Origin of the sequence: Halomonas aestuarii (genome assembly GCF_001886615.1) — a bacterium.
In the GTDB taxonomy this organism is placed as follows: Bacteria; Pseudomonadota; Gammaproteobacteria; order Pseudomonadales; family Halomonadaceae; genus Halomonas; species Halomonas aestuarii.
The window spans coordinates 2,007,729-2,030,181 of sequence record NZ_CP018139.1 but is presented as its reverse complement, the minus strand read 5'-3'; the positions used below and the strand labels follow the sequence as shown (position 1 = coordinate 2,030,181).

At 65.9% G+C, this 22,453-nt stretch carries 22 protein-coding genes and 1 tRNA gene; 13 read left to right on the top strand and 10 right to left on the bottom strand.

The genetic code is table 11. From position 1 onward, the window contains the following. Window positions 1-5: 5 nt before the first annotated feature. From ribF to rplU, 7 genes are all read right to left on the bottom strand, one after another. The gene (gene ribF / locus BOX17_RS09445) at window positions 6-1,121 is read right to left on the bottom strand and encodes a bifunctional riboflavin kinase/FAD synthetase (protein WP_071943980.1); all 1,116 of its coding nucleotides are present in this window, start codon (window positions 1,119-1,121) and stop codon (window positions 6-8) included. 160 nt (window positions 1,122-1,281) lie between these two features. Then, window positions 1,282-2,805, bottom strand: a complete 1,524-nt coding sequence (murJ, locus tag BOX17_RS09440) for a murein biosynthesis integral membrane protein MurJ (protein WP_086830815.1) — start codon at window positions 2,803-2,805, stop codon at window positions 1,282-1,284. A gap of 227 nt (window positions 2,806-3,032) precedes the next feature. Continuing rightward, on the bottom strand, window positions 3,033-3,299 hold the full coding sequence (rpsT, locus tag BOX17_RS09435) for a 30S ribosomal protein S20 (RefSeq protein WP_071943976.1): 267 nt from the start codon (window positions 3,297-3,299) through the stop codon (window positions 3,033-3,035). Between the two features lie 256 nt (window positions 3,300-3,555). Further along, window positions 3,556-4,695 (bottom strand): glutamate 5-kinase, encoded by a 1,140-nt coding sequence (gene proB / locus BOX17_RS09430; protein WP_071943974.1) that lies wholly within the window; start codon window positions 4,693-4,695, stop codon window positions 3,556-3,558. Window positions 4,696-4,756: 61 nt separating this feature from the next. Further along, window positions 4,757-5,944, bottom strand: coding sequence for an Obg family GTPase CgtA (gene cgtA, locus BOX17_RS09425; RefSeq protein WP_071943972.1), 1,188 nt, complete (start codon window positions 5,942-5,944; stop codon window positions 4,757-4,759). A gap of 85 nt (window positions 5,945-6,029) precedes the next feature. Then, window positions 6,030-6,287, bottom strand: a complete 258-nt coding sequence (gene rpmA / locus BOX17_RS09420) for a 50S ribosomal protein L27 (RefSeq protein ID WP_040183062.1) — start codon at window positions 6,285-6,287, stop codon at window positions 6,030-6,032. 34 nt (window positions 6,288-6,321) lie between these two features. Beyond that, window positions 6,322-6,633 carry a 50S ribosomal protein L21 gene (gene rplU, locus BOX17_RS09415; RefSeq protein ID WP_071943969.1) on the bottom strand — a complete coding sequence of 104 codons (312 nt, stop codon included), beginning with the start codon at window positions 6,631-6,633 and terminating at the stop codon, window positions 6,322-6,324. 292 nt (window positions 6,634-6,925) lie between these two features. Here rplU and ispB point away from each other — a divergent pair, with 292 nt between their 5' ends. Continuing rightward, window positions 6,926-7,933 carry an octaprenyl diphosphate synthase gene (ispB, locus tag BOX17_RS09410; protein ID WP_071943967.1) on the top strand — a complete coding sequence of 336 codons (1,008 nt, stop codon included), beginning with the start codon at window positions 6,926-6,928 and terminating at the stop codon, window positions 7,931-7,933. A 91-nt stretch (window positions 7,934-8,024) separates the two neighbouring features. Further along, a tRNA-Pro gene (locus tag BOX17_RS09405) sits at window positions 8,025-8,101 on the top strand. 112 nt (window positions 8,102-8,213) lie between these two features. Here the strand turns inward: BOX17_RS09405 and BOX17_RS09400 are convergent. Then, on the bottom strand, window positions 8,214-9,149 hold the full coding sequence (locus tag BOX17_RS09400) for a LysR substrate-binding domain-containing protein (RefSeq protein ID WP_071943964.1): 936 nt from the start codon (window positions 9,147-9,149) through the stop codon (window positions 8,214-8,216). A gap of 132 nt (window positions 9,150-9,281) precedes the next feature. Between BOX17_RS09400 and BOX17_RS09395 the strand changes: the two genes are divergently transcribed. The 9 genes from BOX17_RS09395 to BOX17_RS09355 all read left to right on the top strand — a co-directional run bounded on the left by BOX17_RS09395 (window position 9,282) and on the right by BOX17_RS09355 (window position 16,991). After that, on the top strand, window positions 9,282-9,848 hold the full coding sequence (locus tag BOX17_RS09395) for a TRAP transporter small permease (protein ID WP_071943960.1): 567 nt from the start codon (window positions 9,282-9,284) through the stop codon (window positions 9,846-9,848). After that, a complete protein-coding gene (locus BOX17_RS09390) occupies window positions 9,841-11,139 on the top strand; it encodes a TRAP transporter large permease (protein ID WP_071943957.1) in 1,299 nt (432 codons plus the stop codon). The genes BOX17_RS09395 and BOX17_RS09390 overlap by 8 nt, the downstream gene beginning before the upstream one ends. 44 nt (window positions 11,140-11,183) lie before the next feature. Then, the gene (dctP, locus tag BOX17_RS09385) at window positions 11,184-12,179 is read left to right on the top strand and encodes a TRAP transporter substrate-binding protein DctP (RefSeq protein ID WP_071943954.1); all 996 of its coding nucleotides are present in this window, start codon (window positions 11,184-11,186) and stop codon (window positions 12,177-12,179) included. 65 nt (window positions 12,180-12,244) lie between these two features. Further along, complete coding sequence (locus BOX17_RS09380) at window positions 12,245-13,369, top strand: NAD(P)/FAD-dependent oxidoreductase (protein WP_071943952.1); 1,125 nt, start codon at window positions 12,245-12,247, stop codon at window positions 13,367-13,369. Then, window positions 13,347-13,679, top strand: a complete 333-nt coding sequence (locus tag BOX17_RS09375) for a (2Fe-2S)-binding protein (protein ID WP_071943949.1) — start codon at window positions 13,347-13,349, stop codon at window positions 13,677-13,679. The genes BOX17_RS09380 and BOX17_RS09375 overlap by 23 nt, the downstream gene beginning before the upstream one ends. After that, the gene (locus BOX17_RS09370) at window positions 13,666-15,075 is read left to right on the top strand and encodes an FAD/NAD(P)-dependent oxidoreductase (RefSeq protein ID WP_071943946.1); all 1,410 of its coding nucleotides are present in this window, start codon (window positions 13,666-13,668) and stop codon (window positions 15,073-15,075) included. Before BOX17_RS09375 ends, BOX17_RS09370 begins: the two co-directional genes overlap by 14 nt. Window position 15,076: 1 nt before the next feature. After that, window positions 15,077-15,430 (top strand): RidA family protein, encoded by a 354-nt coding sequence (locus BOX17_RS09365; protein ID WP_071943943.1) that lies wholly within the window; start codon window positions 15,077-15,079, stop codon window positions 15,428-15,430. A gap of 230 nt (window positions 15,431-15,660) precedes the next feature. Further along, a complete protein-coding gene (locus BOX17_RS09360) occupies window positions 15,661-16,083 on the top strand; it encodes a hypothetical protein (protein WP_071943940.1) in 423 nt (140 codons plus the stop codon). A gap of 20 nt (window positions 16,084-16,103) precedes the next feature. Beyond that, window positions 16,104-16,991, top strand: coding sequence for an ankyrin repeat domain-containing protein (locus BOX17_RS09355; RefSeq protein ID WP_164508633.1), 888 nt, complete (start codon window positions 16,104-16,106; stop codon window positions 16,989-16,991). A 4-nt stretch (window positions 16,992-16,995) separates the two neighbouring features. Here BOX17_RS09355 and BOX17_RS09350 read toward each other — a convergent pair whose 3' ends face one another. Continuing rightward, window positions 16,996-17,568 (bottom strand): c-type cytochrome, encoded by a 573-nt coding sequence (locus BOX17_RS09350; RefSeq protein ID WP_125925538.1) that lies wholly within the window; start codon window positions 17,566-17,568, stop codon window positions 16,996-16,998. A gap of 67 nt (window positions 17,569-17,635) precedes the next feature. Further along, window positions 17,636-19,336: a pyrroloquinoline quinone-dependent dehydrogenase gene (locus tag BOX17_RS09345; protein WP_071943931.1), complete on the bottom strand. Its 1,701-nt coding sequence runs from the start codon at window positions 19,334-19,336 to the stop codon at window positions 17,636-17,638. 972 nt (window positions 19,337-20,308) lie between these two features. Between BOX17_RS09345 and BOX17_RS09340 the strand changes: the two genes are divergently transcribed. Then, on the top strand, window positions 20,309-21,283 hold the full coding sequence (locus BOX17_RS09340; RefSeq protein WP_164508632.1) for a PQQ-dependent catabolism-associated beta-propeller protein: 975 nt from the start codon (window positions 20,309-20,311) through the stop codon (window positions 21,281-21,283). Further along, window positions 21,273-22,430, top strand: a complete 1,158-nt coding sequence (locus BOX17_RS09335; RefSeq protein ID WP_071943925.1) for a type 1 periplasmic-binding domain-containing protein — start codon at window positions 21,273-21,275, stop codon at window positions 22,428-22,430. The genes BOX17_RS09340 and BOX17_RS09335 overlap by 11 nt, the downstream gene beginning before the upstream one ends. Window positions 22,431-22,453: the final 23 nt, after the last annotated feature.

The window sequence follows — 22,453 nt, the reverse complement described above, 5'->3', positions numbered from 1 at the left end:
GGGGGTCAGCCGTCGTCGTGGTCGGCGGGCTCGCCCGCCGAGGAATCGGAAGTCACGGCCTCGCGCGCCAGCGGCGCCGATGCCAGAGGAAGAGAATCTTCAGTCGTGTGGCCCGCCGGACCGACCGAGGCCGCGTCGGCCGCCAACTGGGCACCGGCAGCGGGGTGCTGTAGACAGTCGGCACCGGCAGCGGGGTGCTGTAGAAAGTAGGCTCGGGCCCGCATCAGGTCGGCACGGATCTGCGCCTTCAGCGCGTCGAAGTGCGCGAACTTCACCTCGCCGCGCAGCTTGGCGCAGGGGAACACCGTCAGGCGTTCGCCGTAGAGGTCGCCATCGAAGTCGAACAGGTGCACCTCGAGGACCGGCCGGTCGCTGCCCACCGTGGGGCGCCAGCCGATGTTGGCCACGCCGGTCAGCCGGCGTCCGTCGGGCAGGTCGGTCACCACCGCGTAGACGCCCTGCAGGGCCAGCGAGAGGATCGGCTGGGGCAGGTTGGCGGTGGGTACGCCGATGGTGCGCCCGAGCTGCCGGTCGGGCACCACCCGCCCCCCCAGACGGTAGGGACGGCCCAGCAGGCGCGACGCGGCGGCGAAGTTTCCGCTGGTCAACAGGGTGCGAACCCGAGTGCTGGAGACGCGCTCGTCGTCGATGGTGAAGGTGCGGGTGTGCTCGACACCGAAGCCCCGGGACAGCCCGACCTCGGTGAGCAGGTGGAAGTCGCCGCGACGATCGCAGCCGAAGCGGAAATCGTCGCCCACCACCAGGTGGCGCACGCCCAGCCCCTCGATCAGGACGCGGTCGATGAACTCGCCGGCGGTGAGGCTGCGCAGGGCGTCGTTGAAGGGCAGGCAGAGGATGCGGTCGACGCCGCAATCACCGAGCAGTGCCACCTTGTCGCGCAGCCGGGTCAGCCGCGGCGGCGCCTGGTCGCCGGCGAAGAACTCCCGCGGCTGGGGCTCGAAGACCACCACGGTCACCGGCAGGTCGAGTCTGGCGGCCTGCTCGCGGCACTGCTCGAGGATCGCCCGGTGCCCGCAGTGCACGCCATCGAAATTGCCGATGGTGGCCACGCAGCCGCGATCCTCGTCGCGCAGGTTGTGCAGTCCTCGAATCACTCGCATGGGCGTCATCACGCTGGGAAATAAAGTCCACGATTATAACGGACCGGGGGCCCCTTGACAGCCGGCGCGGCTTGGTCTTTCCCCCGGAGACGCTCTTTCGCGGTGCGAGCCGACGCGTTGCGTCGTCCGCTCCCGCCCCCTTGCGGCGGCCCGAGGCCGTCTAGCCCTTCATGCGGAAGTGGCGAAGGCGTATCCCGAAGGCGGCCAGCCAGGCGAAATAGACCGCCGCGCCGGCCGACACCAGCGCCGCCATCCAGCCGGCGCGTGTCCAGACGCTCCAGCCGAGCCAGGCCTGCCAGTCGGGCGAGAGCCAGGCGAGCCCCAGCCCCATCACGGTGCAGCCGCCGAGGAGCTGCACGCCGTAGCGCCCCCAGCCCGGCTGGAAGACCAGCACGCCCTGCTTCCTGAGCAGCCAGCCCAGCAACCCGGCGTTGAGGAAGGCCGAGAGCGAGGTGGCCAGCGCCAGGCCGGCGTGGGCCAGGGGCCATATCAGGATCAGGTTGAAGACCATGTTGGCGACCATGGCGACGATGCCGACCTTCACCGGCGTGGCGGTGTCCTGGCGGGCGAAGAAGCCGGGCGCCAGCACCTTGATCAGCATGAAGGCGACCAGCCCGACAGCGTAGGCGCGCAGGCTCATGGCGGCCATGGCGATGTCGCGCTCGGTCATGGCGCCATAGTGGAACAGCGAGATCAGCAGCGGCTCGGCCAGCACGGACAGGGCCAGGGCGGCGGGCAGGCCGAGCAGCAGCACGGTGCGGATCGCCCAGTCGAGCATGGCCGCGAAATGCTCGCCGGACTGCTCGGCGTGACGCTTGGAGAGCGCCGGCAGGATCACCGTGCCGATGGCGATGCCGAACACCCCCAGCGGCAGCTCCACGAGGCGATCCGAGTAGTAGAGCCAGGAGACGCTGCCCGCCGCGAGCAGCGAGGCCAGCACGGTGTCAAGCAGCAGGTTGATCTGCGACACCGAGACCCCGAACAATGCCGGCGCCATCAGCCGCAGGATGCGCCGCACCCCGCTGTGGGCGAAGTCGGGCCAGGGCCGCGGCAGCAGCCCCAGTCGCGCCAGGAAGGGCACCTGGAAGGCCAGCTGGGCGCCGCCGGCGATCAGCACGCCCCAGGCCAGGGCCATGGCCGGCTCGTCGAACATCGGCGTCAGCAGCAGCGCGGCCCCGATCAGCGACAGGTTGAGCAGCACCGGGGTGAAGGCCGGCACGGCGAAGCGGTTCCAGGTATTGAGCGTGCTGCCGGCGAAGGCCGTCAGCGAGATCAGCAGCAGGTAGGGAAAGGTCAGCCGAAGCATGTCGGCGGTCAGCGCCAGCTTCTCCGGGTCGCGGCCGAAGCCCGGCGCGAAGGCCCAGACGAGCCAGGGGGCCGCCAGCATGGCCAGCGCCGTGATGAGCGCCAGCACCGCGGTGAGGCTGCCGGCCACCGCGTCGAGCAGCTCCTTCACCTCCCGCCGGCTGCCGCGGGTGGCGTACTCCGAGAGCACCGGCACGAAGGCCTGGTTGAAGGCGCCCTCGGCGAACAGCCGGCGCAGGAAGTTGGGGATCTTGAAGGCGACGAAGAAGGCGTCTGCCCCGTCGCCAGCACCGAAGAGGGTCGCGATCACCACGTCGCGCAACAGCCCCATGACCCGCGAGAGCATGGTCATGACGCTGACCACCAGGCCGGAGCGCATCAGGCCGCCCGCCTTGGGGGCCACGGCGCGGTCGTCGTCGGCGACCGCCGGCGTGGCATCGGCCGGCCTGCGCTTCTCGTCCCGGGGCTCGGGGGGCTGTTCGGGGTCCATCACCGGGTCCTTCCTCGTTCGGCGCTGTCGACGGGAGCCCTCGTCAGGCACCCAACAGGACTAGCGGACACAAAAAAACCGGCCGCGGCCGGTTTTTCTGCTGGCGCTCGACCGGCTTACGCCGCGAGTGCCTTGATGCGCTTGTTCAGGCGGCTCTTCATGCGTGCGGCCTTCTTCTTGGACAGCACGTCCTTGTCGGCGATGCGGTCGAGGACCGGCTGCGCCGCCTTGAAGGCGTCCATGGCCTGGGCGTGGTCACCGCTGTGGATGGCCTTGATGACGCGCTTGATATAGGTGCGGACCATGCTGCGCTGGCTCGCCTTCAGTACACGACGACCTTCTGCCTGACGGGCACGCTTGCGGGCTTGCTTGCTGTTAGCCACTGACTGTCTCCTTGGAGAAAGTTGTAGCCACCGACTGCGGGTGGCATTTGATAACTGTTTGATCCAACAGGGAAATAAAAAATCCCCGCCGGCCTGGCCATCTTTCCGACTGCGCGCTTGAGCGCAATCGCCTACGGGCCGTGTCTGAGAGGATGGCGTATCCTATCACGCGACCCCGGGGCTTGCCAGCCCCCGATCGCCGGCAGCCCGCACCAGCCGTGGCCCGGGCCGCACCAGAGGAGTGCCGCGCGAGCGGCTAGAGCACCACCAGGTTGTCGCGGTGGATCAGCTCCGGCGATTCCATGTAGCCGAGGATGGCCTCGATCTGGTGACTCGGCTTGCCGGCCAGCAGTCGCGCCTCGTCGGCGCCGTAGTTGACCAGCCCCTTGGCCACGTGGCGGCCGCGGTCATCGACGCAGAGCACCATGTCTCCGCGACGGAACTGGCCGCTGACCCCCGTCACGCCGACCGCCAGCAGGCTGGAGCCGCTGCCCTTGAGCACCTTCACCGCGCCGGCATCGAGGGTCAGGCTGCCGCAGACCTGCAGCTGGCCCGCCAGCCAGCGCTTGCGCGCCGCCATGGGCGCCTGCTCCGGCAGCAGCAGGGTCCCCAGCCGCTCGCCCTCGGCCAGGCGGGCGAGCACCGACGGCTGGCGTCCGCTGGCGATCACCGTGACTGCACCGGAGCGGGCCGCCAACTGGGCGGCCCGGACCTTGGTGGCCATGCCGCCGCGACCCAGTGCGCTCCCACCGCCGGCCACCGCGGCCAGGCTCGGATCGTCGGCCCGTCCCTCGGCGATCAGCGTTGCCTCGGGGTTGCTGCGCGGGTCGGCATCGAAGAGCCCCTCCTGATCGGTGAGAATCACCAGGGCATCGGCCTCGAGCAGGTTGGCCACCAGGGCCCCGAGGGTGTCGTTGTCGCCGAAGCGGATCTCATCGGTGACCACGGTGTCGTTCTCGTTGACCACCGGCACCACCCGCAGGCCGACCAGGGTGCGCAGCGCCGACCGAGCGTTGAGGTAGCGCTTGCGGTTGGAGAGGTCGTCGTGGGTCAGCAGCACCTGGGCGGTCAGCAGGCCGTGGCGAGCGAAGTGGCCTTCATAGCACTCGGTGAGGCCGTTCTGGCCCACCGCGGCCGCGGCCTGCAGCTCATGGACCGCGGAGGGCCGGACCTGCCAGCCCAGGCGCACCATCCCGGCCGCCACGGCACCGGAGGAGACCAGCACCACCTCGATGCCACGACGGTGCAGTTCGGCGATCTGGTCGACCCAGTCGCCGATGGCCGCCTCGTCGAGACCACGACCGTCGTTGGTCAGCAGCGCACTGCCGATCTTCACCACCACCCGGCGGGCGCGCTTGAGCGCCTCGCGACCGACCACTTGCTCGTTGCGTTCCATCCTTCCCTCGACTCACCGTCGACCGGCATGCCCCTGGCCCCGCGCGGCCTGCACGCCGCCCTCAGGGCGCGTATTCGACCTCGACGTCATAGTCGTCGTCATCGAAGTCGTCGTCATCCTCCTGGTCGCGGGGACGCTTGCGACCGAGGCGGGCCTCGGTGCGGGCCACCGCCTCGTCCTCCATGCGGGAACGCATCTCGCGCGCCCGCTCGGCGGCCTCCTCGTCCTCGTGCTCCAGCCGGCGCTGCTCGGTGAGCCAGCGGTAGGCGGCCTGGACGAGGGCATCGGTGCCGTCGCTTGAAATCGCCGAGATGCGAAACACCGGCCCCTCCCAGCCGAGCCGGCGCACGATCTCGTCGGCCGTGGCCTCGCGCTCCTCGGCCGGCAGCAGGTCGAGCTTGTTGAGCACCAGCCAGCGCGGCAGCTCGGCCAGCGCCGGCGAGAACTCGCCCAGTTCGCGGATGATCGCCTCGGCGGCCTCGACCGGGTCGGACTCGTCGAAGGGGGCGACGTCCACGACGTGGAACAGCAGCCGGGTACGGGTCAGGTGCTTGAGGAAGCGCAGCCCCAGGCCGGCCCCGTCGGAGGCGCCCTCGATCAGGCCGGGCACGTCGGCCATCACGAAGTGCTCGTGCAGGCCGAGCTTCACCACGCCGAGGTTCGGCACCAGGGTGGTGAAGGGGTAGTTGGCGACCTTGGGCTTGGCCGCGGAGACGGCGCGAATCAGCGTCGACTTGCCGGCATTAGGCAGTCCCAGCAGGCCCACGTCGGCCATCACCTTCATCTCCAGGCGCAGGTTGCGCCGCTCACCCTCGGTGCCCGGCGTGGTGCGCCGCGGCGCGCGGTTGGTGGAGGACTTGAAGTGGATGTTGCCCAGCCCCCGGCGACCGGCCTGGGCCACCATCACCACCTGGCCGATCTCGGTGACGTCGGCGATCACCTCGAGGGTGTCCTCGTCGATCACCGTGGTGCCCACCGGCACCTTGACGTGCAGGTCCTCGCCGGCGCGCCCGCTCATCTGCCGGCCCTGGCCGGGCTGACCGTTCTGCGCCTTGTAGAAGCGCTGGTACTTGAAGTCGATGAGGGTGTTGAGCGCATCGTCACCGATCAGGTAGACGCTGCCGCCGTGACCGCCATCACCGCCGTCGGGGCCACCCTTGGGCACGTACTTCTCGCGGCGGAAGCTCAGGCAGCCGTTGCCGCCCTTGCCGGCTTCCACGATGATCGAGGCTTCGTCGACGAACTGCATCTGTCACTCTCCTGGCGGCCTGTGCCGCCATGATACAAGAAGGCCCCGCCTGGGCGGGGCCTTCTCGCTGCAAGTGCCGGTGGTCTCAGGCGGAGACGACACTGACGAACTTGCGGTTCTTCGGGCCCTTGGTCTCGAACTTGACCACGCCTTCGTCCAGGGCGAACAGGGTATGGTCCTTGCCGATACCGACGCCGGTGCCGGCGTGGAACTTGGTGCCACGCTGGCGCACGATGATGTTGCCCGGGTTGACGACCTGGCCACCGAACAGCTTCACGCCAAGGCGTTTGGATTCGGAATCGCGACCATTACGTGTGGAGCCCGCTGCCTTCTTATGAGCCATTGCAAATACCTCGCTCGTTCAGGGGGTCAGCCGCTTACGCGGAGATCCCGGTGATCTTGACTTCAGTGAACCACTGACGGTGGCCCTGACGCTTCATGCTGTGCTTGCGACGACGGAACTTGAGGATGGTCACCTTGTCGCCGCGGCCGTGGGAGACGACCTCGGCCGCCACCTTGGCACCGTCGACCAGCGGAGCGCCGATCGTGACGTCCTCGTCGTTGCCCACCAGCAGGACCTCGTCGAACTCGATGGTGTCGCCGGTCGGCACTTCCAGCTTCTCGAGCTTGAGAGTCTGGCCTTCCTGAACGCGGTATTGCTTGCCACCGCTCTTGATAACTGCGTACATGCTTTTCTCTCCAGGACTCATCGGGTGTTGGCTCTTCATCGACCTGCTGCGAGTGGCGCCCCTTCCGGCAGCCATCTGACAGGGAGCGTGATGAGTGGGTCGCGGATTATAACCGCGCTCGACAACGTGCACAACCCGCCCCCGCGGACGCTCGACCCGTCGCCGACGGCGGGCCGTGGCCCGCTCCCGAGGCGCCTTGACGCCCCCATGGGGGCCCCATAGCATGACCGGCAACCCAAGGCCACAAGGGGACTGCGTGCCCCGGCCCCACCTACTCGTCGATACCGCCTCCATGACCGCCAACGTCCCGCCGTCCCCGTCGCCCCGTCCTGCTCCCGAATCTCCGCTGCACGCGGCCGTCGCCGACGACTTCGCCGCCGTGAATCAGACGATCATGGACCAGCTCGCCTCGCGCATCCCGCTGGTGGAGACCATCGGCCAGTACATCATCGAGAGCGGCGGCAAGCGGCTGCGCCCCCTGCTGGTGCTGCTGGCGGCCCGCTCGCTGGGCTACGCCGGCGACCGGCACGTCACCCTCGCCACCCTGATCGAGTTCATGCACACCTCGACCCTGCTGCACGACGACGTGGTCGACGAGTCGCACATGCGACGCGGCAAGGCCACGGCCAACGACTCCTGGGGCAACGCCCCCTCGGTGCTGGTGGGTGACTTCCTCTATTCCCGCTCGTTCCAGATGATGGTCGAGGTCGGCTCCATGCGCATCATGGACGTGCTCTCGCGGGCGACCTGCACCATCGCCGAGGGCGAGGTGCAGCAGCTCACCAACGTCGGCAACCCCGACACCGACGAGGCCGCCTACTTCGAGACGATCCAGGGCAAGACCGCCATGCTCTTCGAGGCGGCCTCCCACAGCGGCGCCATCCTCGCCGAGGCGAGCCCCGAGCAGGAGGCCGCCCTGCAGTATTACGGCCGCTACCTGGGCCTGGCCTTCCAACTGGTCGACGACCTGCTCGACTACCAGGGCGATGCCGTGGCCATGGGCAAGAACGTCGGCGACGACCTGGCCGAGGGCAAGCCGACCCTGCCCCTGATCCAGGCCATGGCCACCGGCACCCCGGAACAGCGCAAGCTGATCCGGCGGGCGATTCGCCAGGGCGGCCTCGACCACCTGGACGAGGTGCTGGGCATCGTGCGCGACACCGGCGCCCTGGACTACACCCGGGCCCGCGCCGTGGAGATGGCCGACAAGGCCCTGGCACAGCTCGAGGCCCTGCCCGAGAGCCCCTTCCGCGACAGCATGGCCCACCTCGCCCGCCTGGCGGTGGACCGCCAGAACTGAGCGACGCAAAGCCGCCCCGAGGGCTTGCACGCCGGGGCAGTTTGCGTATAATGCGCTCCGTCGGTCGCCACAGGCCCGACAGTGAAAACATCGGAGTATAGCTCAGCTTGGTAGAGCGCTGCCTTCGGGAGGCAGAGGTCGTAGGTTCGAATCCTGCTACTCCGACCACAGAATTCAGTAGAAACGGCCACCTAGCTCCTCGGAGCGGTGGCCGTTTTTTGTTGGTGGCGTCCACGACGAGCCCGACAAGTCCCCTCTCCCTTGCCGTCACTGTCGCCCATCAGGGCCGCCGTCGCTCGAAGAGCCCCTGGGACTCCGACTGCAGGTCGTCCAGCGCCTTGTCCAATGACTTCAGGAAGGACCGGGTCAAGCCGGACTGACCCCGCTGCCTGGGGAAGATCACGCTGTAGCGGTAGGCCACCCGGGGCTCGAAGCGCTTGACCACCAGGCCAAGGCGCCGATAGTGCCAGGCGGTGAGCGGATCGACCAGCGACACCCCGCTGCCTGCCAGCACGAAGGCACAGGCGGCGTAATGCAGCTGGGTATCGATCAGCAGCTGCCGCTTGACGCCGGCGTTATTGAACACCCCGTCGATGGTGTGACGGATGCTCTGCTCTGACCCCAGCGAGACGAACACCTCCCCTTCCAGGTCACCCGGCCTCACCACCTCGTGCTCCGACAAGGGGTGCCCCGGCGGCAGCGCGCAGACCAGCCGACTGTCGGCCAGGGTACGCTCCTCCACCGCGGGGTCGTCGAGGGCAATCCCGGAAATCACGCCCAAGTCGAATTGCTGACTGGCCACCAGATCGACCACCTGCTGGGTGCTGCGTACCTGAAGGGTGACCGAGACCCCCGGATGCGCCTGGCCGAAGCGATCCGCGAGGGCCGGCAGAAACTCGACCGAGGCCGCCGGCATGGAGGCGATCCTCAGCGCCCCCAGATGAAACTCTCGCAACTCCTCGGCGGCGCGAGAGAGGTGCTCCAGCGAGACGAAGGCGCGCTCGACCTCCTCGAAGAAGAACCTGGCCTCGGGCGTCGGATGTAGACGACGCCGGCGGCGCTCGAACATCGTCACGCCGACCGTGTCCTCGAAATCCGCCAGCAGGCGGCTGATGGCCGGCTGGGACACGCAGAGGATATCGGCCGCCCCGCTGGTCGTGCCGCTGATCATCACCGCCCGGAAGGCCTCGATCTGACGGTAGGTCAGTTTGGCCATGGCACCCCCAAGTTAACAACATTGTATTATCAAATCATACAAACAAACGATTTGATGTTATATACCGCCGCTTCCAAGATTACCCACAAGCCACGGCCCTGGCTGACAACCACAACAAGCGAGACAGGCCTTATGGAACGACTCTTTCGCTACACACTGACCCTGCTGATCACCATCGTTGCCGGCAGTCAGTTCATTCAGGTCATCACCCGCTACATCCTGGAGACACCGATCATGGGTCTCGAGGAGATGGCGCTGATCCCGACCCTGTGGCTCTACCTGCTCGGCAGCGTCAACGCCTCCCGCGAAGACACCCAGATCCGCGCCAACGTCCTCGACATCTTCCTCAAGACCGAGCGCGCCCGGGCCGCCCTCAAGGCCATCGCCGATGGCCTCAGCGTTGCCATCTCGATCTGGCTCGCCACCTGGGCCTGGGACTTCTTCACCTACTCCTGGCGAGTGGGCAAGGGGACCCCGACGCTCTACCTGCCGACCTTTATCTACGAGTCTGCGGTGTTCATCGGGCTCGTGCTGATGATCGTCTTCACCATCTGGCACCTGGTGCGCAACCTCGGCTACGTCTTCGGCCTGCGCTCCGAACCCGACCAGGCCGCCGGAGATCCCGACTTCCCCGAGACCGCCGAGGTCCACGAGTTCCAGATCCTGACTGACGCCAACAAGGACAAGCCCAATGATTGAAGTCGCGCTGCTGGCCTTCGCGGCCCTGATCCTGCTGCTGACGCTGGGCGTCCCGCTTCCCTACTGCTTCGGTGCGGCCCTGATGGTGATGACCACCGTCGGCGACGCCACCATGCGCGGGCTGACGATGTGGGGGGTGAGCCAGCTGACCAACCCGATCCTCCTGGCGATCCCGCTGTTCGTGTTTGCCGGCACCCTGATGAGCATCAGCGGCATCGCCTCGAGCCTGCTGAAGTTCGTCAATATCTTCGTCGGCCGGGTCCGCGGCGGCCTGGGCGCCGTGGCCACGGTCAGCTGCGCCATCATCGGCGCCATCTCCGGCAGCGGCTTGACCGGCATCGCGGCGGTAGGGCCGCTGCTCATCCCCGAGATGGAGCGCAAGGGCTATCCCCGCGCCTACTCCACGGCACTGATCGCCAACTCTTCCATCCTGGGGCTGCTGATTCCCCCCAGCGTGACCATGATCGTCTACGGCTGGGTCACCGACACCTCCATCCTGGCCAGCTTTCTCGCCACGCTGGGGCCGGGCCTCTTGATCATGTTCAACTTCTGCCTCGTCAACATGTTCATGTCGCGCAAGTTCGACCTGGTCCTGGATGAGCCCATGGTGCTGAGCGAGCACCTGAGAGAGGCAAGCCGACGCACCGTCCACGCCATTCCCGCCCTGATGATGCCGGTCATCATCCTCGGCGGCATCTACGGCGGCATCATGACGCCCACCGAGGCGGCAGCAGTGGCCGTCATCTATGCCCTGCCCGTCGGTTTCATGATCTATCGCGGCCTGACCTGGCGCACCCTGCTGGAAGCCGGCAAGGAGTCGGCCACCTCGATCGGCGCCATCCTGATCATGATCCTGTTCAGCCTGATGCTCAGCCAGATCTACGTGATGGAAGGGATCCCGCAGCAGCTGGTCGACCTGATCTTCCAGATCACCGACAACAAGTTCGTCCTGCTGCTGTTGATCAACCTGCTGCTCTTCGGCATCGGCATGGTGGTCAACGACATCACGGCCATCATCCTCACTGCCCCGTTGCTGCTGCCCCTGATGAACGCCCTTGGCGTCACCCCGGTGCAGTTCGCCGCCATCATGGGCGTCAACACCGCCATGGGCGGGGTGACGCCCCCCTACGCCAGCATCCTCTACCTGGGCGCCCGAATCGGCAAGGTGAAGTTCACCGAGGTGGTGAAACCCGCCATGGTGCTCATCCTGTTCGGCTACATCCCGGTCGTGGTGCTGGTATCCGCCTGGCCTGACCTGTCCGAGTTCCTGCCCGGCCTGTTTGGCTACTAAACCCGTAACCCATGCAGTACCCGCAACAACACCTGGAGAAAACAATGAAAATGCCAACCCCCAAGCTGCTTGTCAGCGCCATCGCCCTCTCGACCCTGGTCGGCGTGGCAGAAGCCGCGACCCTCAAGCTCTCCCACGTGCGTCCCCAGGACACGGCCATCGACAAGGCCGCCACGGCGCTCGCCGAAGACGTCGCCGCCGCCACCGATGGCGAGCTGAACGTCCGGCTGTTCCCTGCCAGCGCCCTGGGCGACTACACCGTGGTGCAGGAGCGTGTCGGCCTCGGCGCTATCGATATGGCGGTGCAGCCGCCGGCATCGGGTGCCGACCCCCGCTTCCAGCTCGCCTACCTGCCCTACCTCGTGCAGAACTGGTCGGACGCGAAGCAGATGTTCTCGGACGGCGCCGTGATGCGTGACGAGGTCGAATCGCTCTACGCCGAACAGAACATCCACGTGCTCGCGGGCTGGCCGGTCTACTTCGGCGGCATCGCCCTCAACAGCGAGGTGGAGAATGCGGCCGACCCCACGGTCGACAAGGGCGCGAAACTGCGGGTACCGCCCATGAAGTCCTTCCAGTTGCTGGCCGATAACACCGGCTACATCGGCTCGCCCCTGCCGTTCTCCGACGCCTTCACGGCGATCCAGACCGGCGTGGTCGACGGGATCATGGGTTCGGGTGCCGAGGGCTACTACGCCTCCTTCCGGGACGTCACCAACTACTACCTGCCGCTCAACACCCACTTCGAGATGTGGTACCTGCTGATCAACAACGACATCTACGAGGAACTCGAGTCGGACCAGCAGGCGGCGCTCGATACCGCCGCCGAGAGTTTCGAGGCAGCCCGCTGGGAGGCGGCCCAGGCCGACCAGGCTCGCAACGAGGGCCTGCTGGAGGAATCCGGGGCCACCATCCTGCCGGTCAGCGAGGAACAGATTGCCGCCCACGCGGAGATCGCTCGCGAGCAGGTCTGGCCCGAGATCATCGAGGACATCGGTGCCGACTGGGCCAGCGACGTGCTCGAACGCGCCACTCCCTGACCTGCCTGGGCCCGGCCGTCCGGCCGGGCCTGTCACGACACACGCAAATCACGCAGGAATCCACGATGACGCAAGCGACGACAAGCGACTCGCGTACGGCCGACGTGTGCCTGGTGGGTGGCGGGCTGGTCGGCATGGCCATCGCTCTGGGCCTGCAGCGCCATGACCTGAAGGTCGCGGTGCTCGACGAGGGGGACGTCGCCCTGCGCGCCTCGCGCGGCAACTTCGGCCTAGTCTGGGTCCAGGGCAAGGGTGACACCATGCCGGAATATGCCCGGGTCACTCGCCTGTCGGCGAGTCTCTGGCCGGATCTGGCGCGCCGCCTCCGGGAAACCACCGGCATCGACGTGCAGCTGGAGCAGCGCGGCGGCCTCTACCTGTGCCTCACCCAGGAGGAGCTGGAGGCCAGGACAGACATGCTGACCCGCATGCGCGACGCGGCCGGCGGCGACTACCCCTTCGAGACCCTGGATCTCGACCAGGTGCGCGACTACTTCCCCGACATCGGTGACGAGGTCGCCGGCGCCACCTGGGGCCCCGAGGATGGTCACTTAAACCCCCTGCTGCTGCTGCGCGCCATGACTGAGCGCTTCCTAGCCCAGGGCGGCGTGATCGACAACGGCGGCCGGGTCCAGGACATCGACCGTCGGGGCGAGTCCTTCCGGATCACCACGCCGGCCGGCGTCTGGTCATGCGCCAAGGTCGTGCTGGCCGCAGGCCTGGGCAATCGCGACCTCGCCCCCAAGGTCGGCCTGTCGGCGCCGGTGTTCCCCAACCGGGGGCAGGTGCTGGTCGCCGAGCGCGTGCGTCACTTCCTCGACTACCCCACCGGCCACGTCCGGCAGACCGGCGAGGGCACCGTCCAGATCGGCGACTCCAAGGAGGACGTCGGCTTCGACAGCGGCACCACCACGGACGTCATGGCCCAGATCGCCCACCGCGCCGTGCGTCTCTTCCCGCTGCTGCGCGACGTCAAGATGGTGCGCGCCTGGGGGGCGTTGCGCGTGATGACACCGGATGGCTATCCGATCTACGAGGCGTCACGGGAGTGCCCCGGGGCCTACCTGGTGACCTGCCACAGCGGCGTGACCCTGGGTGCCCTGCACGAAGGCCCTCTTGCAGACTGGATCGCCAGCGATGAAACCGACCTGCCTCTGGAGGTGTTCCATGCCCAACGCTTCAGCCTTTGAACGCCTGCCCTGCCGCCCCCAGGCCAGGGTGACGGTGTTCGTGGAGGGCGACCCCGTCGAGATGCAGGCGCACGACAGCGCCGCCGCCGCGGTGTTGGCCGCGGGGCTCCTGCCCTCGCGCACCACCCCGGCAGGCGGCTCGCCGCGTGCGCCCTACTGCCTGATGGGCGCGTGCTTCGAGTGCCTGGTCGAGATCGACGGCACACCCAACCAGCAGGGCTGCATGATTGCCGTCCGCGACGGCATGCGGATTCGACGGCAGCACGGGGCGCGAGACATGCACGGGGAGGGCCCTCATGGCGACGCCTGACTACGACCTGATCATCATCGGCGCCGGCCCCGCCGGCATGGCCGCCGCCGCGGAAGCCGGCCGGCAGGGGCTGCGCTGCGCCCTGCTCGACGAGCAGGAGGAGGCCGGTGGCCAGATCTACCGGGCCATCGGGCGCACCCCCCTGGAGGATGAACGCATCCTCGGCGAGGACTACTATCACGGCCGCGACCTGCTCCACGCCTTCGAGGACGCCGGCACGGACTACTGGCCGGGCACGACCGTGTGGGGCGTCGAAGACGACCTGAGCCTCGACGTCTCCCGAGAGGGCCGCAGCCAGCGGCTGCGCACCCGGCGGCTGCTGGTGGCCACCGGCGCTCAGGAACGGCCGGTCCCCTTCCCGGGCTGGACCCTGCCGGGGGTGATGACCGGCGGGGCCGCCCAGACCCTGCTCAAGAGCAGCGCCATGGTCCCGCCCGGGCCCATCGTGCTGGCCGGCAGCGGCCCCCTGCTGCTGCTGATCGCCGCCCAGCTGGCGCGGGCCGGCGTGACCGTCGAGGCGCTCCTCGATACCACACCGCGCGGCAACTGGCGTCGCGCGGCGCGACATCTCGCCGGCGCGCTGCGCAACCCGCGGCTGCTGGCCAAGGGCCTAGGGCTGCTCCGGGAGATTCACCGCGCCGGCATCCCCCACCTCAAGGGGGTCGATGACCTCGAGGCCCTGTCCCGCGACGGGGAGCGCATGACGCACCTGCGCTATCGGCAGGCGGGCCGCTCGCAGGAGCGCGAGTGCCGGACCCTGCTGGTGCACCAGGGCGTGGTACCCAACGTCCAGCTGACCCGCGCACTCGAGCTGGCGCACGACTGGGACGAGACCCAACAGTGCTGGCGGCCACGGCTCGATGCCTGGGGCGAGACGTCTCGCCCGGGGGTCTTCGTGGCCGGCGATTCCGGCGGCATCGCCGGCGCCCAGGCCGCCGAGGAAGCGGGCCGCCTGGCGGCCCTGGCAATCGCCGAACAGCTGGGTCACCTCGAGGCCGAGGCGAGAGACCGGCTGGCCTCCCCCCTGCGCACTCGCCTGGCACCCCAGCTGGCCATCCGCCCCTTCCTGGACGTGCTCTACCAGCCGGCTCGGCGCTACCTGGTCCCCGAGGACGACACCATCGTCTGCCGCTGCGAGGAAGTCACGGCGGGGGAGCTGCGCCGCATCGCCGATGCCGGCTGCCGAGGCCCCAACCAGGCCAAGGCCTTCTGCCGTGCCGGCATGGGCCCCTGTCAGGGACGGCTGTGCGGACTGACCGTCTCCCAGGTCATCGCCGACCAGTGCAGCGAGACGGTCGATGCGGTCGGCTACTACCACATCCGCCCCCCGATCAAGCCGCTCAGCCTGGGGGAACTGGCCAGCCTGAGCGAACCCGATACTTTGACGAGGAATTGAGATGACCCTGCAACGCTTCGAGACCGGCGTGCGCATGAGCCGCGCCGTCGTCCACCACGACACCGTCTACTTGTGCGGCCAGGTGGCCGAGGACCGTCACGCCGACATCACCGGCCAGACCGAGACCATGCTGGCCAAGGTCGACGCCCTGCTGGAGAGCGTCGGCAGCGACCGGGAGCACCTGCTCTCCGCGACCCTCTACCTCAAGGACATGGCGCACTTCGACGGCATGAATCGCGTCTGGGACGCCTGGGTGCCGGAGGACAAGGCCCCGGCACGGGCCTGCGTGGAGGCCCGCATGGCAAGCCCGGAGCTGCTGGTCGAGATTTCCGTGGTGGCCGCCCTGTCACGCTGATCTATCGGGACGACGCTGTGGAGGAACGGCCCCGCGATGGATCGCGGGGCCGTCGTGTTGCAGACCATCACTCACGGAAGGGGAGCTTCCCGGACCACCGGCATCTCGAGGGCGCTTCACCCACCCCATCTTCTTGCGCTGACCGGTGTCCACAAAGGCTGGGCAAGATCACGGCCGAGTGCTAACGTCTCAGTCACAGCGCGACGTTAAAAGCCGGGACCGCGAAACTCATGCCAGAAATTGCCAGATCGATCTCTGTTGCGTTGCTCCTTGTTTCTCTCGCAACGACTGCTTCCGCCGAGGGCGATCCAACACGCCGGGCGGACAGATTGGAGCCGTTGGTTCTGGATGCGGTGTCAGGCTTCTCGGTGACCCGCTACGAGGTGGAGACCGGAGTCTACTATCGCTGGAGGATCGCAAGCGACGGCCTCGAGGAATACAAGCTGCTTGCCCCGGAGCTCTTCAAAGAAAGCTGGATCGACCAGGTTGTCATCGAGGAAAAGGAGGTCAAGCCATTCGGGCTCCACGCCGTCGAATTCGACGACGAGGGTGAAATCGACATCTGGTTTATCCCACAGCGACCCGGCGAGTATTCCTATTACGTCGAAGGGTTGGAAACGCAGGGGTTCAGCGGAGTGTTTGTCGTAAAATGATGAGGATGAAGAGTCTCGCAGTGACGCTCCTCGTCATCGCAGCCGGGGCTGCGAGCGCCCAGCCGGTCACGCGAGTCTGCGAAGCGCTCGACACTCGTATCGCCCAATCGCCCGCGAACCTTGAGGGCAGAGTGCTGAATGAGGCCTTGTTCGAAGCGGCGGCACTGGATTGTCCCCAGACCGCGCTCGGTCTTCTCGAGAATGGCGCATCGGTCGAAGCGAGGAACCGCTTCGGTGGCACCCCGCTGAACGTGGCGGCGGCGCACGGGGCTCATGAGATCGTTGCGGCGCTGCTTGAACGGGGAGCTTCCCTGGATCACCCCAACCTGGCGGGCACGTCACCGCTGCTGGCTGCCGTTCAGGAGGGACGCCGACGCATGGCGTCCTATTTGATCGCCGCGGGCGCGGACGTGAATCTCGCTAACCGCGAAGGGGTAACCCCCGTCATGGCCGCCGCCTTCGAGGGCGACCGGCGAATGCTCACGGCGCTGCTGGAAGCAGGTGCAGATCCGGACGCCGAGGACCGTCACGGTAAGGGTGCATTGGTCTATGCGGCTGGAAGAGCCTTTCCGGCAAGTGTCGAACTCCTGCTCGAGGCAGATGCCGATCCGGACCGGGTCTGGGGCCACAAACTCACGGCGCTGATGTGGGTCGCCGGACACTCGAACGATGCTCCCGCCGCGGATGGTCTGGCTGTCGCCGCGGCGTTGCTGGACGCCGGGGCCAGGATCGACCTCCAGGACGACCGAGGCAGGACGGCGTTGATGATCGCTGCCGAGCGCGGCCATGCCCAGATGGTGGAGTATCTGCTGGATGCCGGCGCCGACCCAGGTATTCGCGACAACATGGGCATGACTGCACCGGACCTCGCCGTCAGCGACGAGATCCGATCACTTTTTAGACCCTGAGAACCTACTGGACGTCGACCGTAGCGAGGTAGCGTGAAAGCGCATCGATCGTCGCGTCATCGAGTTGTTTCATCGTGCTGATCTTGTCGGGCGCGTTCATCCGGATCTCGTTCTTGAAGTCCAGCATCGTCTTCTTGAGATATCCGGCCTGCTGTCCCGCCAGACGAGGGATCCGGCTGTCGCCCTGCCACTTTCCATGGCACGCGCTGCACTGCCCACCCGTGACGCCTTTCTGGGCTACCTGCTGATCGCCATCCTCCATCGCGGCCGGGATATCCGGCCAGGTCAGCGCGGCGAAATGTTCGGCCAGAAGTTTGACCTGATCCCGGTCATACTTGGCCGCGATAGGGGACATTATTTCATTGTCCCTTCGCCCGGCGCCATAATCACGAAGCTGGGTGTAGATATAGAAATACTGCTGCCCCCAGATGACGGGATAGTCTTGTGCTATCGGCACACCCTCTTCTCCATGACAACTCATGCAGACCGCGACTTCATCTTCGAGTACAAAGTTTTCCATGGCCATCGCTGGCAATGCGGCAAGTGTCAGCGTCAATGCAGCAAAGGGCAATCTCATTATTCCGTCTCCCCAAAAGGCAAGGGCAGACTGTTAAGCCCGCCCTTCCCATCATCTTTGAGAAATCTCAGTCTGCAAGCGTGAAGGCGATGATGTTGTTGCCACGCTTGAAGTTTAGCTGAGCGTTGCCACCCGCGGCGACCACGATGTATTGCTGGCCCTCTACCGTGTAGCTGGAGGGTGGCGCATTGACACCAGCGCCTGCCTGAAAGCGCCAAAGCTCTCCACCATTAGAGCTATCATAGGCCTTGAAGAGCCCATTGCCTTCGCCAGTGAACACCAGACCGCCAGCCGTGGCCAGGACGCCGCCGATCATCGGTTCGGCGGTCCGGACCTGCCAGGCAATGTCGCCTGTGTCGTAGTCGACCGCGGTGACGTTGCCCCACTGCTCTTCTTCCGGGATTACGTCAAACGAGCCGCCGAGCCAGAGCTTGCCCTCCGGATAAGGAGTAGAGCGGACCGTGTAGGTCATTGGCTGATGTAAGTTGATCGCATAGCTAAGCCTATGGTTCGGGTCGATCGCCATCGGCGACCATTCGACCCCGCCGTTCGCACCAGGAAGCATCCGCGCACCATCGGCAGTCGGCAGCGTCCACATGTTCTCTTGCGGCACCATGGCTTCAGAGAAGCGGATCATCGAGCAGTCGTCGGCATGATGGACATAGACATGACCCGTCTTGCCGGCATGGAGCACACCCTTTACGTCATTACCGTTCTCGTCCGCAACCGTTGTGATGATCGGAGGCGAGACTGCATCAAGATCCCAGACGTCATGAGCGATGTACTGGAAATGGCAGACATACTCGCCGGTATCCATGTCCACCGCGACAAGGCTGTCGGTGTAGAGGTTATCCCCCGGACGCAGGGATCCATCGAGGTCTGGAGAAGGGTTACCCACCACGAAGTAGATACGCCGGGTTTCGAGATCGACAGCCGGATTTTGCCAGACGCCGCCCCCGAGGGTCTCGAAGGGGTCGCCCATGCTGGCCAGCGCCGCCTTCTCGGCCTCGATGTCACGGTGCATGTCGCGGCCAGTGGCGTCATGCGTCGCCCAGACGCCGACGGAATCTTCGGGGATGGTGTGGAAGGTCCAGATTTCCTCGCCGGTCTCGGTATCAAACGCCTTGACGAATCCACGGATACCGTACTCACCGCCGTTCGTGCCGATCAGCACCATGTTTTCTACCACGCTGGGCGCCATGGTCTCGGAATAGCCGAGCTCGGGCTCGGCGATCTGGGTTTCCCAGAGCTGCTTGCCGGTTTTTGCGTCCAGCGCAACGAGCTTGGCGTCGAGCGTGCCCATGAAGACCTTGTCACCCGAGACGGCCACGCCGCGATTGTTTGGGCCGCAGCAATAGGTTGTGACCGGACCCATGGCATGCTTGTGATGCCAGATCTGCTTGCCGGTTCGAGCGTCGAGTGCGTAGACGTGGTTGAACGCCGTCGTGACATACATGATGCCATTTACGACGATCGGTGACGTTTCCATGGTATCCACGATCTCGGTCTGGAAGATCCAGGCGGGACGCAGATTTCTGACATTGCCCGTGTTGATTTGACTGGCCGGGTAGTAGCGGGTCTGTGCGTAGTTACCGTTGGTGTGGAGAAAGTTGTTCCCGTCACCCGACGCCCGCGTGAGCATGTTCTGGGTGACCGACTGCAGGTCCCCGTAAAGCGTACTTGTCGAGGTCTCCTCCTGGGCGCTCGCGCCCGATGCCCCGATACAAAGCACCATTGCGACAGCAATGGATAATACACGGCTTTTCATGATGGCTTCCTCGCATGGCGTGTATTGTAGTTATTGCCCTCTCATAGTAGTTGATTATTTTCTGCGCACTAGAAAGTGGACACCGAAACCAGGACCAGGCGCCAAGCTGTCATCAGGCCGACCAATAGAGCCTGATAATGAGCAAAAAAACCGAAGATTCAGATGGTTACAAAACAATCCAGGCCCTTGCCGCCCTGAGGGGGAGGGGCTCTATGGGTCATGCCGGATGACCGCACGCCCACACCGGTTCGGCCGTGGGGTCATTCCCAAGCAGGTCTTCCCCTGATTTGTCAGATGGGGTGCCAGATGGCCTAACCGAGGCCACGGACCAGCCTGCCGGGCAAGGGGCACCGGAGCTACTCCTACCGACTGCGGGGGCTGGCCACCGAGAGGCCGAACAAGGTCCGGGCAACGAACGCCCGCTACTGCCGCCAGCGCGCGTTTATGTAACTGGTAACCGTGATGGACTGGCATAGCCGCCGTCTGCTGGCCGGGCGGGTCTCCAATACCCTGGATACAGACTTCTGCATCGACGCCCTGGATAAGGCCCTGGCGCACCATGGGCCACCCGGGAGCTTAAGCTCCGATCACGCGCCGGCCAGGCCCTTACGGCCGTCCTGAAGGCCCACAGGGTGCAGATCGGCATGGACTGCAAGTGCTACCGGGACACCATCTTCATGGAACGGCTATGGCGCAGGGTGAAGGGCGACCGCGTATACCAGAAGGCGTTCAAGGATGGCGCCCCACCTGAAGCGAGAGCAAGGACACTACTTCGCTTGGTACAAACCAGAGGGACGTTCGCACCAGGGACTGGACGATGTGACACCCGATGAGCTGTACTTCAATCAACCACCGACCCAGGCGGCCTGAAGCCCATGATCCGCCGGTCAGAGCTTGGATGACCTTTCACGTGGTCCAGAGCATGGGGCCACTTCACAGATGACAACTGGTTGCCGCTGGAGAAACATTTTCGTGTGGACGTTGAAAAGGCTGAGTCTCTTGCCTCTGCTGTTGCTGCCCGCATCAGCGGCTGAGGCCGCATCAGGACTTGCGATCGTCACCAACGAGCGGTCGAACACCCTCAGCATCCTCTCGCCTGAATTCGAGGTCGTTGGCACGATCGAGACCTGCGCTCGCCCGCGTGGCATTCATTTCAGCGCCGATCGATCACAGTTCTTTGTGGGGTGTGCCGATGATGATCTGATCGCCATCTACGATACCAGCACCCACGAACTCTTGGGCCGTATCACCGGGGTGCCTGCACCCGAGACCTTCGACCTTCATCCCGACGGGAAGAGGCTGATCGTATCGAACGAGGAGGATGCAGCGGCGACGGTTTATGACGTCACAACCGGCGAGTTTCTGGCAGAGTTCCTGACTGGGGAAGAACCGGAGGGAGTGCAGGTCACCGCGGACGGCCGTCTGGTCTTCGTAGCCTCCGAGGCGGCAAACCTCGTTCATGTCATCGACCTCGACGCGGGGGATGTGATCCGCGACATTCTCGTGGATACCCGCCCGAGACGCTTTGCACTGACCCCAGACGAGCGTGAACTTTGGGTATCGGCAGAGCTTGCCGGGATTGTCAATATCATCGACATCGAGACGCTGAAGCTCGTGGACGACATCCAGTTTCTGCCGACCGGCTTCCGGCCGGAACAGGTCACGCCCGTGGATCTGATCATCAGCGAAGATGGCCAGCGGGCCTATGTCGCACTGGGGCGGGCAAACCATGTTGCGGTGGTCGACGTGCCGAAACGCGAGGTGATCGACTACGTCCTCGTCGGCAAGCGAGCCTGGGGGCTGGCGCTTAGTGCCGATGAAAAGCGGCTCTATGTGGCGAACGGGTTGTCCGATGACGTCACGATTATCGACACCGACACGTTCAGAGCCATCACATCGGTCGCGGTCGGTCGCGTACCTTACGATATCCTGATCGATGATCGCTAAACTGGTCGTCATCCTCGCGTTCTTCGCACTGCCGGTTTCGGCAGATGATGTCGCACGCCTCGTCTACCTCGGGATCGAGGCAGACCCCTACTATGAGCCTGAACCGCTCTACACCGGCCTGTCACTCAAGGACAGGCACCGTCCGGTCGAGGGCGCCCGAATGGCTCTGCGCGACGCAAGGGTGCTGGGGCGAGCGCTGGGGGTCGCCTTCGATCTGGAGGAGGTTCTCGTGCCGGCCGGTGGAGCTTCGGCGGCGCTGGAGAACCTGCGTGCCCCGCGCCCTCTCGCCATCCTTCTCGACCTCCCGCCAGATGAGATGCGGGCTGTGCTGGCCACTCGTGTCGAGAGCGACCTTTTCATCAACATCCGCGACCGATCCAACCATTGGCGCGGGGCCGATTGCGCGCCGGCCCTTCTTCACGCGGTTCCGTCATACACAATGCTGTCGGATGCACTGGCACAGCATCTCCGGGCGCAAGGCTGGGAAAAGGTGCTACTGCTGCACGGGCCGGCCGAGGGCGACGTCGAGCAGGCCGATGCGGCAAGGACGTCGGCCGAAAAATTCGGACTGGACATGGTGGACGAGCGAGTCTTCGAGCTGACGAACGACCCACGCCGCCGGGACCGAAGCAACATGGCGCTGTTGACAGGAGGGGTGCGGCACGATGTGGTCTGGCTGATCGACGAGCAGGGTGATTTTGGCCGCTACCTCCCATTTGCCACATACGATCCGCGTCCGGTTGTCGGTTCGGAGGGTCTGACGCCAATGGCCTGGCACTGGACCTTTGAGCGCTACGGGGCTCCCCAACTTAATCAGCGCTTCCGAAAATTCGCTGATCGCGACATGAGCTCCGAGGATTGGGCCGGCTGGGTGGCGGTGCGTGCGGTGATGGACGCGGTCAGCGCCGTCGGAGGCACCGATCCGACCGCGGTCGACACGACCCTTGTGTCCGATGAACTCTCCGTCGATCTCTACAAGGGCGTCCGCGGTAATTTCCGGGGCTGGGACGGGCAATTACGACAACCCATTCTTCTTGCCACCCACAACGCCGTGATCGCTGTCGCGCCGCTGGAGGGGTTCGAGCACCAGTTCGATACCCTCGACACCCTGGGCGCCGACAGGACCGAGTCTCAGTGCAATCGCTGAAACTGGGTCGTTGCCCATCCCGG

Coding starts and splice junctions, on each gene's coding strand:
- proB (WP_071943974.1), bottom strand. CDS start 4,695: ATGGAACGCAACGAGCAAGTGGTCGGTCGCGAGGCGCTCAAGCGCGCC.
- BOX17_RS09365 (WP_071943943.1), top strand. CDS start 15,077: ATGACCCTGCAACGCTTCGAGACCGGCGTGCGCATGAGCCGCGCCGTC.
- BOX17_RS09360 (WP_071943940.1), top strand. CDS start 15,661: ATGCCAGAAATTGCCAGATCGATCTCTGTTGCGTTGCTCCTTGTTTCT.
- BOX17_RS09350 (WP_125925538.1), bottom strand. CDS start 17,568: ATGAGATTGCCCTTTGCTGCATTGACGCTGACACTTGCCGCATTGCCA.
- BOX17_RS09380 (WP_071943952.1), top strand. CDS start 12,245: ATGACGCAAGCGACGACAAGCGACTCGCGTACGGCCGACGTGTGCCTG.
- BOX17_RS09400 (WP_071943964.1), bottom strand. CDS start 9,149: ATGGCCAAACTGACCTACCGTCAGATCGAGGCCTTCCGGGCGGTGATG.
- BOX17_RS09335 (WP_071943925.1), top strand. CDS start 21,273: ATGATCGCTAAACTGGTCGTCATCCTCGCGTTCTTCGCACTGCCGGTT.
- ribF (WP_071943980.1), bottom strand. CDS start 1,121: ATGCGAGTGATTCGAGGACTGCACAACCTGCGCGACGAGGATCGCGGC.
- BOX17_RS09345 (WP_071943931.1), bottom strand. CDS start 19,336: ATGAAAAGCCGTGTATTATCCATTGCTGTCGCAATGGTGCTTTGTATC.
- BOX17_RS09370 (WP_071943946.1), top strand. CDS start 13,666: ATGGCGACGCCTGACTACGACCTGATCATCATCGGCGCCGGCCCCGCC.
- ispB (WP_071943967.1), top strand. CDS start 6,926: ATGACCGCCAACGTCCCGCCGTCCCCGTCGCCCCGTCCTGCTCCCGAA.
- rpmA (WP_040183062.1), bottom strand. CDS start 6,287: ATGGCTCATAAGAAGGCAGCGGGCTCCACACGTAATGGTCGCGATTCC.
- BOX17_RS09390 (WP_071943957.1), top strand. CDS start 9,841: ATGATTGAAGTCGCGCTGCTGGCCTTCGCGGCCCTGATCCTGCTGCTG.
- BOX17_RS09375 (WP_071943949.1), top strand. CDS start 13,347: ATGCCCAACGCTTCAGCCTTTGAACGCCTGCCCTGCCGCCCCCAGGCC.
- murJ (WP_086830815.1), bottom strand. CDS start 2,805: ATGCGCTCCGGCCTGGTGGTCAGCGTCATGACCATGCTCTCGCGGGTC.
- rplU (WP_071943969.1), bottom strand. CDS start 6,633: ATGTACGCAGTTATCAAGAGCGGTGGCAAGCAATACCGCGTTCAGGAA.
- cgtA (WP_071943972.1), bottom strand. CDS start 5,944: ATGCAGTTCGTCGACGAAGCCTCGATCATCGTGGAAGCCGGCAAGGGC.
- BOX17_RS09395 (WP_071943960.1), top strand. CDS start 9,282: ATGGAACGACTCTTTCGCTACACACTGACCCTGCTGATCACCATCGTT.
- dctP (WP_071943954.1), top strand. CDS start 11,184: ATGAAAATGCCAACCCCCAAGCTGCTTGTCAGCGCCATCGCCCTCTCG.